Annotated in this window: 16 protein-coding genes; 4 read left to right on the top strand and 12 right to left on the bottom strand. The window is 66.1% G+C overall.

The window, feature by feature from the left end; all coding sequences use genetic code 11:
• Positions 1–101 precede the first annotated feature (101 nt).
• From ACIRRA_RS34665 to ACIRRA_RS34655, 3 genes are read right to left on the bottom strand one after another with little or no spacing between them, the layout of a single operon-like run.
• On the bottom strand, positions 102–404 hold the full coding sequence (locus ACIRRA_RS34665; protein WP_402776982.1) for an amidohydrolase family protein: 303 nt from the start codon (positions 402–404) through the stop codon (positions 102–104).
• 25 nt (positions 405–429) lie between these two features.
• Positions 430–1,062 (bottom strand): amidohydrolase family protein, encoded by a 633-nt coding sequence (locus ACIRRA_RS34660; RefSeq protein ID WP_402776980.1) that lies wholly within the window; start codon positions 1,060–1,062, stop codon positions 430–432.
• A gap of 24 nt (positions 1,063–1,086) precedes the next feature.
• Entirely contained in the window at positions 1,087–1,488 is a 402-nt protein-coding gene (locus tag ACIRRA_RS34655) for a hypothetical protein (protein ID WP_402776978.1), read from the bottom strand.
• 98 nt (positions 1,489–1,586) lie between these two features.
• On the opposite strand from ACIRRA_RS34655, the gene ACIRRA_RS34650 reads away from it, so the two are divergent.
• Positions 1,587–2,234 (top strand): TetR/AcrR family transcriptional regulator, encoded by a 648-nt coding sequence (locus ACIRRA_RS34650; RefSeq protein WP_402776976.1) that lies wholly within the window; start codon positions 1,587–1,589, stop codon positions 2,232–2,234.
• Between the two features lie 2 nt (positions 2,235–2,236).
• On the opposite strand, the gene dmpG is transcribed toward ACIRRA_RS34650, so the two are convergent.
• Genes dmpG through ACIRRA_RS34620 form a run of 6 tightly spaced genes read right to left on the bottom strand, consistent with a single transcriptional unit; the run spans position 2,237 to position 8,684 of the window.
• The gene (dmpG, locus tag ACIRRA_RS34645) at positions 2,237–3,250 is read right to left on the bottom strand and encodes a 4-hydroxy-2-oxovalerate aldolase (RefSeq protein ID WP_402776974.1); all 1,014 of its coding nucleotides are present in this window, start codon (positions 3,248–3,250) and stop codon (positions 2,237–2,239) included.
• A complete protein-coding gene (locus tag ACIRRA_RS34640; protein WP_402776972.1) occupies positions 3,247–4,194 on the bottom strand; it encodes an acetaldehyde dehydrogenase (acetylating) in 948 nt (315 codons plus the stop codon). Before ACIRRA_RS34640 ends, dmpG begins: the two co-directional genes overlap by 4 nt.
• Entirely contained in the window at positions 4,194–5,009 is an 816-nt protein-coding gene (locus ACIRRA_RS34635) for a 2-keto-4-pentenoate hydratase (protein ID WP_402776970.1), read from the bottom strand. Before ACIRRA_RS34635 ends, ACIRRA_RS34640 begins: the two co-directional genes overlap by 1 nt.
• Positions 5,006–6,793, bottom strand: a complete 1,788-nt coding sequence (locus ACIRRA_RS34630) for a bifunctional 3-(3-hydroxy-phenyl)propionate/3-hydroxycinnamic acid hydroxylase (protein WP_402776968.1) — start codon at positions 6,791–6,793, stop codon at positions 5,006–5,008. The genes ACIRRA_RS34635 and ACIRRA_RS34630 overlap by 4 nt, the downstream gene beginning before the upstream one ends.
• Positions 6,790–7,818 carry a VOC family protein gene (locus ACIRRA_RS34625; RefSeq protein WP_402776966.1) on the bottom strand — a complete coding sequence of 343 codons (1,029 nt, stop codon included), beginning with the start codon at positions 7,816–7,818 and terminating at the stop codon, positions 6,790–6,792. The genes ACIRRA_RS34630 and ACIRRA_RS34625 overlap by 4 nt, the downstream gene beginning before the upstream one ends.
• Positions 7,819–7,820: 2 nt before the next feature.
• Positions 7,821–8,684: an alpha/beta fold hydrolase gene (locus tag ACIRRA_RS34620; protein ID WP_402776964.1), complete on the bottom strand. Its 864-nt coding sequence runs from the start codon at positions 8,682–8,684 to the stop codon at positions 7,821–7,823.
• 342 nt (positions 8,685–9,026) lie between these two features.
• On the opposite strand from ACIRRA_RS34620, the gene ACIRRA_RS34615 reads away from it, so the two are divergent.
• On the top strand, positions 9,027–9,173 hold the full coding sequence (locus ACIRRA_RS34615) for a hypothetical protein (RefSeq protein ID WP_402776962.1): 147 nt from the start codon (positions 9,027–9,029) through the stop codon (positions 9,171–9,173).
• Positions 9,174–9,558: 385 nt separating this feature from the next.
• On the opposite strand, the gene ACIRRA_RS34610 is transcribed toward ACIRRA_RS34615, so the two are convergent.
• The 3 genes from ACIRRA_RS34610 to ACIRRA_RS34600 form a co-directional block, all read right to left on the bottom strand.
• The gene (locus ACIRRA_RS34610; RefSeq protein ID WP_402776960.1) at positions 9,559–11,307 is read right to left on the bottom strand and encodes a hydrogenase maturation protein; all 1,749 of its coding nucleotides are present in this window, start codon (positions 11,305–11,307) and stop codon (positions 9,559–9,561) included.
• 534 nt (positions 11,308–11,841) lie between these two features.
• Positions 11,842–12,765: a universal stress protein gene (locus ACIRRA_RS34605; RefSeq protein WP_402776958.1), complete on the bottom strand. Its 924-nt coding sequence runs from the start codon at positions 12,763–12,765 to the stop codon at positions 11,842–11,844.
• 185 nt (positions 12,766–12,950) lie between these two features.
• Positions 12,951–14,255 carry a family 1 glycosylhydrolase gene (locus ACIRRA_RS34600; protein WP_402776956.1) on the bottom strand — a complete coding sequence of 435 codons (1,305 nt, stop codon included), beginning with the start codon at positions 14,253–14,255 and terminating at the stop codon, positions 12,951–12,953.
• 150 nt (positions 14,256–14,405) lie between these two features.
• On the opposite strand from ACIRRA_RS34600, the gene ACIRRA_RS34595 reads away from it, so the two are divergent.
• A complete protein-coding gene (locus ACIRRA_RS34595) occupies positions 14,406–14,690 on the top strand; it encodes a hypothetical protein (RefSeq protein WP_402776954.1) in 285 nt (94 codons plus the stop codon).
• A gap of 272 nt (positions 14,691–14,962) precedes the next feature.
• On the top strand, positions 14,963–15,190 hold the full coding sequence (locus tag ACIRRA_RS34590) for a three-helix bundle dimerization domain-containing protein (protein ID WP_402776952.1): 228 nt from the start codon (positions 14,963–14,965) through the stop codon (positions 15,188–15,190).
• Positions 15,191–15,304: the final 114 nt, after the last annotated feature.

Genomic DNA, 15,304 nt, shown 5'->3' with positions numbered 1-15,304 from the left:
CCACACCGAATATCCGACACAGCCTTGGGTGCCATCCGCCCTCACCGGCACCTCCAAAGCGTATCGCGCAACCATCGAGCACACACCGGTACGAGAGGCCCTCAAGACTTCAGCCGGGGGAACAACACCTCAGCGTTACCGCGGTCGATGGCCGCGCGCAGGGAGTCGTCCAGCGGGTAGTTCTCGTATTCGTTGTTGATGAAATCGACCGCGGCGGGCGGGGCGAAGGGGAAGTCGCTGCCGTAGGTGATGTGGTCGGGTTCGGCGACCGCCAGCAGGCTCGGTAGTGCCGCGGGAGAGGCGGACAAGGCGACGTCGTAGTAGAACCGCTTCAGCACGGTCGGGTCGACGGAAGTATCGTCGGCCGGAAGTGGCTGCTGCGCAGATGTTTTCGCGACGAACATCGCCAAGAGGATCCGAGAGGCGATGTTAGGGGACGAATCCGCCCGCGTGGGCGAGAATGAACTTGATGCCGGGATACCGGTGCATGGCGCCGGACAGGATGAGACTGAGCGCCGTGCGGGTGGTGTCGAGCAGGAAGTCGGCCGCGAAGCTCGGGATGCCCGGCACCGGCTCGGCCGGCAATTCACCCGGGTGGATGAAGACCACGGTCTCACGCTCGTGCAGCAGTTCCAGCAGTGGCGTGAACTCCGGATCCCCGAGGTACCGGCCATCATTGTTCGCCAGCAGTACGATCCCGTCGGCGTGCAGGCTGTCGAGCGCGTATTCGGCCTCGGCCAGCGCTCCGTCCACATCCGGCAGCGTCAGGGTGGCGAACAATCCGAACCGGTCGGGTCGCCGCCGCACGATCTCCGCACCGTATTCGTTCACCTCACGGGCCCAGGTCCGGGCTTCGGCCGCGCCTCCCAGACAGACTCCCGGTGTGGACAGCGACAGGATGCCGGTCCGGATGCCGCGGCGATCCATGAAATCCACGGCCTCGGATTCCGACCACTGTGGTAGATCGATGCCGCCGGGGCGAATTCCCCTGGCGTGCAACAAGTCCGCGTATTTCGGCGGCACGAGGTGTTGATGGGTGTCGATGCGGTTCCCGTATCCCACGGTTTCTCCTCCTTCAGGGACGATTCACGGTCGGCGAAATATTTCGGCTCGCCTCGCGGTGCGAGCCGAAGCTACGGGCCCCCCGTCCACCGCCTGTGCGAGCCGGGGAAGCTGTCGTAGCGGATTGAGCCGTTCGACCTCCATGCGCTGATCGGAATCGAAGATATCGCTCAGCCCCGGAGCAGGATCGTGGGTCCCCGATTGCGGGAGTGTCATGGCACTGAAGGGCCAATCCGAGCCGAAGACGATGTGTCCGCGACCGGTGACCGCGAGCACGCTCGAGATCTGCCCTGCGACATCGAGCAGCGAGGGCTTCGGCCAGCCCTGCGGCCACATCTGCCCCACCACGGTTTCCGAGGCCACACCGACCTGCCAGGACAGGAAGATCGCCGGCGGCCGCCGGAAGGATTCGGGCACTTCGTTCATCGCTTTCTGAATTGGGGACAGCGGGAGGGAGGGCGAAATCGTGTCTGATGGATTTGTCAGATATGATTCGCGTAAGGTTTTCGACCGGAAGTGAGACCATGGCAGCCGAACCTGTCACTCGAAATCGCATCGACCGGCGGCGCGAGCGCACTCGTAACGCGTTGCTCGGCGCAGCACGGAAGTTCTTGTCGGAGGGGCGATCCGCGGTCAGCATTCAAGAGATCACCGACGCGGCCGATGTCGGTTTCGGATCCTTCTACAACCACTTCGACTCCAAGGACCAGCTCTTCGACGAGGCGGTGCGCTCGGCCCTGCAGGTCTACGCCGAACTGCGTGACCGCATCGTGGAGCTCTACGACGACCCGGCCGAGGTGTTCGCGGTCAGCTTCCGGATGACCGGGCGTCTGCAGCGGCAGATGCCGGAAGTGGTGAAGGTGATCCTGCATTCCGGCATGTCGATCCTGCTGCACGACGAGGGCTTGGCCCCGCGCGCCCGCCGCGATATTCTCGCCGCGCAGGAGGCGGGCCGCTTCGAGCCGATGGATGCGGACATGGCGATCATGGCCGCCGGCGGTGCCCTGCTGGGCCTGCTGCAGCTGCTGGACGCCCAGCCGGACGCCGACGCCGACGCACGCACCGACGAGATGACCTTTCATATGCTGCGCATGTTCGGCATGAACAAGCGCGCCGCGCAGAAGCTCACCAGCAGTCCGCTGCCACAGCTGCCGCAGCTGCCGGAATCCTGAGGTCACCCCGCCCGGCCGCCGATCAGGTCGAGGGCGATATCGACGATCATGTCCTCCTGCCCGCCCACCAGCCCACGGCGACCGGCCTCGGTCAGCAGGTCACGGACATCGACTCCATAAGTGGCGGAAGCCTTTTCGGCATGCCGCAGGAAGCTCGAGTACACGCCCGCGTAGCCCAGGGTGAGCGTCTCGCGATCGACCTGCACCGGCCGGTCCAGCAGCGGGCGGATCAGGTCGTCCGCCGCGTCGGTCAGCTGGTTCAGCTCCGCCCGGTGTTTCCAGCCGCTGAGCTCGGCGACGGCCGCGAACGCCTCCAGCGGCGTATTGCCCGCTCCCGCACCGAGACCCGCCAGCGATGCGTCGACGCGAATCGCGCCCTCTTCCACCGCAACCACGCTGTTGGCAACGGACAGCGAGAGATTCTGGTGCGCGTGGATGCCGATCTCGGTGACGGGCTCCAGCACGTCGCGATAGGCCCGCACGCGGTCGCGGACCCCGCTCATGGTGAGCCTGCCACCGGAGTCGGTGACGTAAACACAGTGCGCGCCATACGATTCCATGAGCTTAGCTTGGGCGGCGAGGCCGGCCGGGGTGTTCATATGGCTCATCATCAGGAAGCCGGACACGTCCATACCCAGATCGCGGGCGTAGGCGATGTGCTGGGCGGCGATATCGGCCTCGGTGCAGTGGGTGGCCACCCGGACCGAGCGCACCCCGAGGTCGTAGGCTCGGCGCAGATCGTCGATGGTGCCGATACCGGGCAACAGCAGCGTGGTGAGCCGGGCGCGGGTGAGCGCACCGGCCGCCGCCGCCAGCCACTCCCAGTCGGTGTTGCTGCCGGGACCGTAGGTCAGGCTGCCGCCGTGCAGGCCGTCGCCGTGCGCGACCTCCACCGCGTCGACACCGGCGGCGTCCAGTGCCGCCGCGACGGCGGCGACGGTTTTCGGCGTGATGCGGTGCCGCAGGGCATGCATGCCATCCCGCAGCGTCACATCCTGGAGGAAAACTTCTGTCATCGGACACTCTCCCGGGTGGTGGCGGCGATGCGTTCGGCGACGCGCACGGCGGCCGAGGTCATGATGTCGAGGTTTCCGGCATAGGCGGGCAGATAGTGTGCGGCGCCTTCGACTTCGAGGAAAACCGAAACCTGGTGGGTGACACCAGCGTCACCGACCAGCGTGTGCAGCGGCGCCCCCGGGCCGACCGGCGTGATCTGCACGGCCTGCTTCAGCCGATAGCCCGGCACGTACGCGGCGACATCGGCGATCATGCGCTCGATCGAATCCCGCACGGCCGCATGGGTTCCCGGATCGGGGTCGCCGATCAGCGCCAGCACGGTGTCGCGCATGATCAGCGGCGGTTCGGCCGGATTGAGGACGATGATGGCCCGCCCGCGGGTCGCCCCGCCGACGACTTCGATGGCGTGCGAGGTGGTCTCGGTGAACTCGTCGATATTGGCGCGAGTACCGGGACCCGCCGACTTCGAGGCGATGGACGCGACGATCTCGGCATAGGGCACCTCGGTGACGCGGGCGATGGCGGCGACGATCGGAATCGTGGCCTGTCCCCCGCAGGTCACCATGTTCACGTTGGGCGCGTCCAAGTGCTGGTCGATATTGACCGCGGGAACGACGAACGGGCCGATGGCGGCCGGAGTCAGGTCGATCAGCCGCTTGCCGTACGGTTCGAGCGCGGCGGCGTTGGCGCGATGCGCACCGGCGGACGTAGCGTCGAAAACGATCTCGATCTCGTCGAAGTGCGGCATGGCGATGAGTCCTTCGACGCCCTTGGCCGTCGTGGGTACGCCCAGCCGGTCCGCGCGGGCCAGACCGTCGGAGGCCGGATCGATACCGACCATGGCCGCAATGTCCAGCGTGTCGGAGTGGCGCAGTACCTTGATCATCAGATCGGTGCCGATATTGCCCGAGCCGATGACGGCGACTTTCGTACGGTGACTCACTATTCCTCCTCCAGAGCGAATTCAACGATGCCGAGTGTCCTTGCGCCACTGAACAGTTCGGAGCGCACCCGGGCGCCCGGACGCAGCGGCGCCATCGGTCCGAGCGCGCCGGAGAGCACGATTTCCCCGGCCCGCAGCGGCTCGCCGAAGTCGCGGGCGGTGCGGGCCAGCCAGGCCAGGGCCTCGAGCGGATCCCCGAGGCAGGCCGAACCCGTTCCCGTGGAGACGATCTCACCATTGATCGCCATGTTCATGGCGATCTCGCGGGGCTCGAACTCGGTGAGCGACAGCCGCTCGGAGCCGAGCACGAACCAGCCGCTGGAGGCATTGTCGGCGACCGTGTCGGCGAAGCTGATGTCCCACCCGGCGATGCGGCTGTCGACGATCTCGAGCGCGGCGACCGCGTAGTCGACCGCCCCGCGGACGCTGGTCACGTCCAGCAGGTCGTCGTCCAGGTCGGCGTTCAGCACGAAGGCGAGCTCGGCCTCCACCTTGGGCTGCAATAGCCGGGGCCGTTGTGCGGCAGCCGTTTCGGTGACATCCATGTCGCCGAACAGCACACCGAAATCCGGCTGGTCGACGCCGAGTTGCCGCTGCACCGCCGGGGAGGTGAGTCCGATCTTGCGGCCCACGATCTGCGCGCCCGCGGCCACCCGCTCGTCGATCCCGAGGCGCTGGACCGCGTAGGCCAGCGTGACATCGTCGGGGCCGATGAGATCACGCACGGGGGCGCTCGGAGTACCGAGGCGCGCAGCGGCGGCCAGTCGTTCGGCGGCGGCGCGCACTGCGGGCGAATCGGTCACGATGGCGGTCACATGGCCTCCTCGAAGTGGGTTTCGGCGGCCGCGGACTCCGCATCGGACGGGGCCGGGCCGGCCGCGGTCCGATCGTGTTCTGCGGGTGCGACAGCCTCGAGCGGACTCGGCACGGAAACCCCGAGCTGACGGAACAATTCGGCGATCAGCGCACCGCCGCGGCCGCGGTCCGCGCCGCCGAAGACATACCGGTCCGGGCGGAGCAGGAGCAGCCCGCCGATGCCGATGCCCGCCTTGGCGAAGAAGCGAGCCAGTGCCCCCGTGTGGTCCTCGACATCGACGTGGTCGGCACCGGCATTGCGGCCATCGCCGGGCTTGCCCTGTGGCCGACCGCCGAGCGGATAGACGGTGACGAACCGGGCGCCCAGCGCGCGCAACGCCGCCAGGTCGTCCGCGCCGAGTCCGGCACGCGGGTCGACGCCGTAACCGATCACCGAAAAGCCCAGGCCCAGCACATCATCGAAACGACGGTGGTGTCCGTCGTAGGTCCGGATCTCCGGCTGCGGGGCCAGTCCGCCTTCGACTCCACGCCATCTGCGACGTGGCAGGCCGAGGTAGGCGTCGCGGCGGAAGCGGGGCGCCGGCCGCATTTTCGCCTCCCGAATCCATCCGCTCAGCCCCGGCACCCGCAATGCGGTCGTCAGCGCGAGGTCCCGGGCCGCCGCGACCAGCTTGTTGTCCACGGACACCAGCGCCTTGTTGAACACCGACAGATCGATCATGGCCTTGGCGTGCGGGCGGCGCTCGGATTCGTAGCTGTCCAGAATCGACTGGCTCGCACCGTATTTGATGATCGCGGTCAGCTTCCACGACAGGTTGTCGGCATCGCGCACCCCGGAATTCATGCCCTGGCCGATGAACTGCGGGGTCATGTGCGCGGCGTCACCCGCGATCAGGATCCGCCCGACGCGCCAGCGGTCGGCGATGACCGCGTTGAAGGTGTACACCAGCTTGCGCAGCACCTCGACCTCGTCCGGGTTCACGAAGCGCTCGATATGGCGGCGGACGGTCTCGTCGTCCTCCATCTCCTCCTTCGTCTGCGCGTCGTTGAGCATGAACTCGAATCGGTGGTGCCCGTCCGGCTGCGGACAGGACACGATCGGCAGCTCGGGATCACAGACGAAATCGAAGTACGGCAGATGCCGGAAGGCGTCCACGCCGTCGCGGGCCTTCAAGTCCACGACCAGCCAGCGTTCCGGGAAGCTGGTGCCGGTCATGTCGATTCCCAGTTTGGTACGCACCACACTGCGGCCCCCGTCGCAGCCGACCAGGAACTTCGCGCGCACCCGCTCGGCCGTGTCCGGGTCGCTGCTCGGCACATGCTTGCCGTAACCGGTGCCGTGGCACTCGGCGTGTACCACGGTGACCGTGTCCGCGTTCTGGCCGAAGTCGACGACTTCCCGGCCGCGGCGCACCGTCACGTGCGGGTACCGCTCCAGTGCGCGTTCGAGGGTGTTCTCCAGGTACGGCTGGTACAGGAAGTTCACCACCGGCCAGCCCAACCGGCGTTCGGTCTGCTGGAACTGGATCAGCACCCGGCCATCGGCGCGCACCCACTGCACGGCGGAGTCGACATTCATGTCTGCCGCGAGTTCATCTGCGGCACCGGCGGTTTGGAAGATTCGCATGCCTTCGTCGTCGGTATAGACCGCCCGCGCGAGGCCGTAGTACTCGGGCTCGCGTTCCAGGACGAGCACGCTGACTCCACGCCGGCCGAGCAGATTGGCCAGGGTCAGGCCGCTCGGGCCGAGGCCCACGACCACCACGTCGTAGTCGGTGTTCATCGGATGCGTCCTCCTGCCAGTTCCGGCACGGTGATCTCCGGCGTGCGCACGGTGCGCAGCGCCTGGCGGAACTGGCCGAATCTGTCCAGCACCGTCTCCCCCACCGGGGTGTGTCCCCACCTGCTGATGCCCTGGTAAGTCGTCGGCTCCCAGGTGGATTCGAGCTCCGGGCCGATGATGATCGGGTTCCAGCCGACCTCGAGTTCGAAGCCCGACGGAGTCACGCAGTAGTACGACAGCTGCCGATCGTTGGTGTGCTGGCCGACCGACCACGCCATCCGGAAACCCAGATCCTTCACCCGCTGGAAGGAGGCGAGCATGTCGTCCAACGTCAGGGACTGAATATTGATGTGCTGCACCCGGGTCCGGATCGGATCGACCTTCACGCCACGCAGATTGGCGATGGCAATCGAGTGGTGGCGCTCGTTGACCCGCAGGAAACGGATCTTCATCTTCAGCCCGGAAACGTTCTCGTCGATGTAATCCGACAACCGGGAGTCGAAAACGGTCTCGTAATAGCCGCGCAACGCCTCGGGCTCCCGCGAGACGATCGCGACGTGCCCCATACCGGCTTCACCGGTCACCCAGCCGGAGCTGAGCATCCGCAACGGCTCGGGGGTGGTCACCGGCACCGTGAAGATCTCCTGCACCATGCCTTTCGGCCCGGCGAAGCGCCACAACCGCTCCACTCCGCGCAGGACCGCCTCTTCAGCGGTGCCCTCGGCGATCGGCACGCCGCGATCGGCGATCCTGGCGATGATGCGATCGAAGGTCTCGTGGTTATCGATCTGCCAGCCCAGTGCGGTCACGTCCTCGGCGGGACCACGCCGGACGAGGAGGCGACAGGTGTGGTCATCGAGGCGGAAGCGCAGACCGGCGCTATCGAGGGCGTCGACGTGCATCCCGATCGCGTCGGCACCGAAGCGCCGCCAATCGGCCTGCCGATTCGATTGCACGACAATATATCCCAGATGCACCGCGCCGAAGACCGAGCCGTCGGTATTGGGACGCAGGAACTCGCTCACTGCTACGCCTCCAGAAAAGCGGTGGCCAGTGTGTTGAACAGGTCCGCGCGCTCCCACTGCACCCAGTGGCCGGTGTTGGCCGCCAGGTACAGGTCGCAGTTGGGCATGGCGTCGACCAGCATGTGACCGCCCTCCGGCCGGTTCACCCTGTCATCGGTCCCCCAGACCACCAGCGTCGGCTGTTCGACCTTGCGCAGACGCGAGTCGCGCGTGAAATCCATGCGCAACAGCGTGCGCAGCGCCAGCGGCCCCGACGGCCGCCGCAACGGCGGATTCGCCACCACAGCCGGATCGAGGCTGGCCTGATAACGCGCCTCGATGAGCTCCTCGGGCACCGAATCACCGTCGAACACCAGGTATTCGCGAATGAAGCGGGTGAGCTTCTCCCGGCTCGGGCCACTGCCCGTGTAGTAGTTCAGCAGCTGCTGAAGTCCGGCGGTAGGCAGCGCACGCGTGGTGCCCACACCACCGGGTCCCATGAGGATCAGCCGGTTCACCTTCTCCGGGCGGTCCATGGCCAGCCGCAGCGCCGCGGCGCCGCCGTAAGAGTTGCCGATCAGATGCGCGGAGGCGATGCCCAGCTCGTCGAGTAACCCGCCCACCGCCTGCGCGAGATCACCGAACGGGTCGGCCGGGTCGATCCACTTCGACGACCGCCCGTATCCGGGCATGTCCGGCACGATGACATGGAACCGCTGCGCCAGCGCCTCGATATTGCGCGAGTAGTTCGACAACCCGGACGCCCCGGGCCCGCCACCATGCAGCAGCACCGCCGCGGACCCGGAACCGGCCTCGTCGAAGTAGATCTGCCGTCCCCCGACCCGGACCGTCCGCCCGGTGCCGACGCCCTTGTCGATGCTTGTCATCTACGCCTCCAGAAACCGATGTTGATCAAATCATCAGTCGCGATGACATCCCTTGTCAAGGCGATTCTGATAATAGTGTCAGAAGTGGTGGATATTGACAGATAAGTCCGCACCGCTCGGCGCGCAGCCGGACGCCTACCTGTATCTGAGCGGACCGTTCCTGCTCGACGTCGCGTACGGACCGGGCACCGAGCTCCAGCAGCAGTGGGCAGAGCTTGCGGTGCAACATAATTGGGGTGCCACCATAGTGCCGACGCGCTCGCCTCACCTATCGCAGTCACCACGCCCTATCCCGGCTATATCGAATCGGAGCCGAGCGCGAGGGCCGGAAAGACACCGCTGATGGCCTCCACCGAGAAGGGCGTGCGCGCCATCGTGAAGGCCATCGAACGCGAGGCTGCCGAGGCGAAAGTGCGTGCCTGGCCGTGGATTCCCATCGGCTTCGCGCTGCGTCACCTGCCGTTGCACCTCGTCGCGACGAGGAGCTGACCACAGCGGCGGACACTTGGCTCATCCGGCCGCTGGGCCACCGATCAGTCCGATCCTGGCATCCAGCTTTCGGCTCGCTCGCGCTCGGCGAAAGCGATGTCATTTCCCGCAGATCACGGCGAACTGATAGTCTCATCACATCTGGATTAGGAGATCAGGATTTGGACAGAAGTGTGAGATGGCCGACGGCCTGCTGAGCGAACCTCTCGAGATGCAACGGCCGCCGCCGCGAGCCAACCGCCCTGCCGTCGTGTAAATCTCGCGTGCGACACGCAGCGCAGGCCGAGCACGGATCCGATGACCGACATGAGGTAGGCGACCGCTGGGATACCCCACCCGCACCTGAAATGATCGATAACCATCGGGTCTGTCCCGTTTGCGTGAGTCATCCGAGAATGTGGGCGGGAGTGACCGAGGGGCGAGCGTTCGTCACGAAGTCGTGGCGGAGCCGGTGATAGGGCTCGCCGGCACCGTAGAAGTGTTGACGCATCCGGCTGAGTTCCTCGGATCGATACGCCGCCAAGGGCTTTGCCGCCTCGTCCACTGCGCGGCAATGCTTCTTCTCGAGCAGTCGGCCCGCTGTGGCAGACCCGGCCGCCGACAATGTGGCGGCCTCGCGCCTCACCCAGGCGCGAAACTCTCCGACATCTCCTGGAACGACAAGATCCACCAGGCCGAGAGCCTCGGCGGCACGTGCACCAACCGGCAGTGCTTCCCGCATCAGGCGATCGGCCTGCCGTGTACCGACCCGACGTGGCAACATGTAGGTCCAATACTCGGACCCGTACAAACCCATCAGCCGGTAATGCGGGTTGAGCACGGTGGCCTCCCGGCACCAGACCTCGTCGGCGGCCAGTGCCAGCATCACTCCGCCCGCAGCCGCGTTCCCGGCCAACGCCGAGATCACCAATTTGTCCGTGGTCGTGAGAATCGCCTCGACCAGGTCGTCGATGGCGTTGACATTGCGCCAGGACTCGTCGGCGGGGTCCGCGGCGGCTTCGATCACGTTGAGGTGGATGCCGTTGGAGAAGAAGTCGCGCGCCGGCCCCAGCACGAGCACGGTTGTCGGTCGAGCGCACGCCCGCCGATACGCGTCGAGCAGCCGCCGGCACTGGTCCGTGCTCATTGCTCCACCGGCAAAAGAGAATTCGAGATGGCCGACGTTCTCGAGTTCGTAGTACCGCAGCTCCGACCAGGTATCGCGGGTTGCGGCCTCGGCCGCCGAAATGGGAAGGTCCGGCACTCCGGCCAAGAGCTCGCGGTCTATCACCGCGGTGGCGGGCAGTTTGAAAGTCGCTGGGCCGCCGGGTATCCGGCGGCTGCGCAGCCGTGGCAGCCAGACCGCGCCGTCCACGGTGGCTCGACAGATCGCACCATCCCGGGTAGCGAGAACGGCGCCTGGCGCCCCGCGCAGTCGATCCTCACGATGTCCGCCGTGTACGAAGTACTGGCGTCCGTACAGCTCGTCCAGCACACCGGGTTGGGAGTCGGCCGCGCGCAGCTTGCGCAGCACCATTTCCGTGCTGTCGCTGGACCAATCGATACGTCGAAACTCCTGCGCGTGATATGGCCGCTGTCGTCCGTGAACATCGGGACGGTCGTAGTCGAGCGGTTCGGGTTCGAAGCCACCCTGCTCGAAAAATTCAACCGCCCGCAATACTGCACACATCGCGGCATCGGCGACCTCGGTACGGTACAACTCACTTTTCCCACAGGGCCGCATCACAAACGATTCCGAGGCCCAGATCGGACCCGCGTCCATTTCCGCGACGGCCTGCAGAACGGTGACGCCCCACTCGGTGGCGCCGGAACTGATCGCCCAGTCCAGCGCCGACGGACCTCGGTCTCCCTTCGGACCCGGATGCACGATCAGCACCGTGTTCTCCGACCAAATATCCTCTGGCACAGCGACTGTCAGCATCGGCGCAAGGATCAACTCGGGCCGGAACCGCGCTACGCCCGCCCGTAGCGACTCGTCGTCACCGAGTGCCAACTCGACCCCCACGCAGTGCCCCCGCTGCCGCAATTCCGCGTGAATACGCTGCGTGAGGCTGTTGAATGCGCTCGAGAGAAGCAGAATTCGCATTGGTTTCCTTAAAAGGCTGATCTCGTGGCCGCACAAACCGATACCCATTGGAAATTCGAAACAATGACGAACAGAGAAATGTCTCTCAGGTGCTCCTACCCATCAGCAGCACCCTATGGGACGGATTGCGCTACGGATGCGCCCGCCACTCGGGAACATATGAATCAACACCTTGCCCATCAGGGACCGGCCGACGCGGCACAGACGACAGACCTCCCCAGCACTGCGCGACTGCAGCATCGTCCACGTCCCCTTGGAGACCGGGCGACCAGCTTCCAGCCAGTACTGTGCCGCGAATTGGCTGCTCCGCGCACCGGACCTCCGTGATCCGTTACGCCCTACTCCCGTCCGTCGGCGACGAAGCCGTCGCTGACGCGTACGTCACCGCGTTCACCGACGCCCGACCGACCCGAACCTCGCCCTCGCCAACGAAATCCAGTGGTTTTCGGCACTCCGCAGCGAGGCCCGCCTCTGATCGTCTTCCATCCGCCCGACAGCAGCCCGAAACACCAGCGGGTATCCGAAGGAGATTGGGAGACGCGAAGATCCACGAGTTCCACACCGACCAACCCACCCGCCGGTTCACGACTCCGGGTGGACCACCATGACCGGGCAGTTCGCGCGCTGCACGAGCGCATTGCTGGTCGAGCCGAGCAGCATGCCGACGAACCCGCCCCGACCGCGACTGCCGACAACCACCAGCTGGGCCCGCTCGGACCAGGTCAGCAGGTGCTCGACCGGATCGGCGAGGTGGATGTCACGGGTGACCTGGACGTCGGGGTACTTCTCCTGCCACCCCGCCAGCCGTTCCACCAGCAACACCCGCTCCGCCTCGGTCGCTTGCGCGGCCTCGATAGAGGTATCGATGAATCCCGAGTACCGAGCCAGGTACAGGTCGCTCCACGCGTGCACAGCCACGAGCCGCGCGTTGCGCACGGACGCCTCGTAGAACGCGGCGCCGACGGCCGCGTCGCTGACCGGGCTGCCGTCGACGCCGACCACGACCGGCGCCGTGCGGCGATCCACCCATCCGGCGTCGTTGTCGCGCACCACGACCGCCGATCCGGCCGCCTGGCTCGCCACCGAGACCAGGATGGAACCGATCCGGTTCAGGCCCCGGCGTTCAGCCGGACCGCCGAGCACCGTCATGTGGGCGGTGGCCGAGAGGTCGATCAACATCCTCGCCGGATGCTGCGGGGACACCTCGGTGCGCACCGTCACGGCGGGCGCGGCCTTTTCGGCGGCCTCTCGGGCCTGTGCCACCAGGTCGGCGCCGAAGGCCTGAATCGATTGCTCGACTTCGGAATTCACACTCGAAAATGTGCCCATCACCCCCACGATCACATTCACGTTCGTGCCGTGCGCGATCAACAGTTCGCGCCTGCGCGCCGCCGCGGTCTCCGCCGCCCAGCGCACGGCCGACAGCGCGGCCGGTGAATCATCGACACCGACCACGATCGGTGCGGTGGATATCGAGTGCGGATCGCGCGATTTCGGGGAACTCATGACCTGCCCACCTCCTGGGATGCCGTGAACCGAGCAGAACCAGTGGGTCTCGCAAATTCCGAACATAGCACCGCCCACCACCCCAACCCGGAATCGCCAGGGCGATCGCGGCAAATGTCAGGGCGGGGCCGTTCGACCGCGAATCGCGCTCCCGGCGCTCCACAGGTGTCAGCCGAGGGCGTGGGTCAGCGGCCCGGGACGGTGACCGGGTCGAGGCAACTGGAGGGGAGGTCCTGAATGGAGCAGAGGGCCGGGGGGCGGGTGGGGAGGTAGTTGGCGGGGACGCCGCCGGAGGTGGTGATGTCGCGGTAGGCGGGGACCGCGGCGGTGGGGTGGCGGGTGAGGGTGGGGTCTGTGGTGACGTCGACGGTGTAGAGGCCGAAACGTGGTGAGTAGCTGCCCCATTCGTAGTTGTCGGTGATGCTCCAGTAGTTGTAGCCGATGACGTTGATACCGTCGGCCTTGGCGCGCTGGACCCAGTAGACGGTGTCGCGGAGGTCGTCCTCCCGGGTCATGCCGTCGGTGGTGGGTGAGCCGTTGTCGGAGGGCATGCCGTTCTCGACGATGTAGAGGGGGCGGCCGGGGAACTTCCGGGCGTATCGACGCAGGACGTAGTAGATGCCGTCGGGTTCGAGGACGAGGCTCGAGGGCTGATTGGTCAGCTGGGCAGCCACATTCGGTGGATTGGTCAGGGATCCGCCGTAGTAGTAATCGATTCCGATGTAGTCGAGTTTGTCGGCGACCCGGTCGACGAAGGACGCATCGGCCTGTGCCGTGCCGATGGCCGAGAAGGCGATATTGCTCGTCACCATCGCATCGGGCTGCCGGAGGTGGATGTAGTCGTAGATCGCGCGATGCGCGGCGACCATCCGATCGATCATGGGCGCGACATCGAGTGCGCCGAGATCGCCGATCTGCTGCTCTTTTCCGGCATAGGCGAGCGGCTCGTTGAACGTGACCCACAGCGGATCGAAGTGCGCGTAGCGGTCCACGACCGCGCGGGCGTCGGTGAGCCAGTCATCGACCATGCCCGGATTGCGCCAACCGCCGCGATCGACCTCCCAACCCGGGAACACCCAGTGGTCCAGGGTGATCATCGGCCGGATTCCGGCCGCGCGAATCCGCGCGATCATGCTGTCGTAGAAGGAGAAATCCCATTCGCCGGGCTTCGGTTGCACCCGCGCCCATTCCACGCTGATCCGGTAGACACCGACACCGAGATCGGCCGCGTGCTGGATATCCTCATCGTAGCGATGAAGGAAGTCGACCGAATTGCGGTAGTCCTCGGCCTGACCGGATCCCGCGTAACGGCTCCAATTACTGTCCGGCGCAGAGCCTTCACTCTGAAACCCCGAACTGGACACTCCCCAGAGGAAATTGCCACCCACCGGCGGTAACCCGGGGTCGGCGGCAACACTGCCGGGCGTGGCGACCATGCACCAAGCGGTGAGAACGATACATGCCAGTGTGAACAGTGCACGTTGTCCCATCGCATCGAGATTACCTCCCGGAGAACCGGTCTCGGGGCACTCTGACCAGATCGAACCCCCGGTTTCGATCCGGCATCCCGAAGGTCACACGGGCGTCGGACCGGTCACGACGAGCGCTCCACTCGATGAGGCATTCAGCGATGGCAGGAAGTGCAGCTGCTGGGAAGCCCGGCTGCCGTCGCGATCGGGGACGAACTCAACAGGTACACATGGACTTTCGAGTGGTTCGCGCAGGGCAAGCTGACCGATCCGGACGATTGGCTACTGATCAACCGCGACGCCTATCACCTGTGTAAGGAGTTCGCGACCGCCGCCCGTGACGACCTCGGTGTGGTGGCACCGAGCCTTCCGGTCCCCGCATGGCTCAACGAATGGACTCCGCGCGAGCACCTGGCCGAGGTTCGCGAACGAGACCGACCGCTTCCCACCCGATAGCTGGCTGTTCCCATACCGATTCGAATGGCGTTGTTGCAAATGAAATTTCATTTGCATTGATCATCCGCAAGCCGTAAGGACCTGGTGTGCCTAGTGCCAGACGAAATGTGCCAGAAAGCGGTTCGGGGGCGAAAAGCCCGTTCTTTGCCGCAACACTCGAGGGGCACGGTCCGGGGTGAACGCACCCCGGACCGTTGTCCACTTTGCCGGTCATCCGCTGGTGCGGGACGGGTGGCGGCGCTGAACGCTGGTGATGGAGGCGAACTCACGGTATGACGGAATCCGATGAAGAGCAGCAGATGAGCGATCTTGCCGCGCGGCTGTCCAATCGATTTCCTGATTTGACGGCTCGGGTCGTCGGGGAGGTGGTTCGGGGTATTCATCGGGATTTCGAGGGGCACCGGGTTCGGGAGTTCATTCCGCTGCTGGTGGAGCGGATTGCCGAGCGGCAGTTGAGCCGTCGGGTGTGTTACAGCTCGGCCGTGCGGGTCGACCGGTAGCAGGTTTGTTCAGCCGTGGGGGGGGGGGGGGGGGGGGGGGGGGGGGGCCCCCCCCCCCCCCCCCCGGGGGGGGGGGGGGGGCGGGCCCCCAAAAGATTATAGTCCCCCCCCCCC

It is taken from the genome of Nocardia sp. NPDC101769, assembly GCF_044766925.1.
Lineage (GTDB): Bacteria > Actinomycetota > Actinomycetes > Mycobacteriales > Mycobacteriaceae > Nocardia.
The sequence above is the reverse complement of the archived record's forward strand: the minus strand, read 5'-3'. Positions and strand labels throughout refer to the sequence as shown.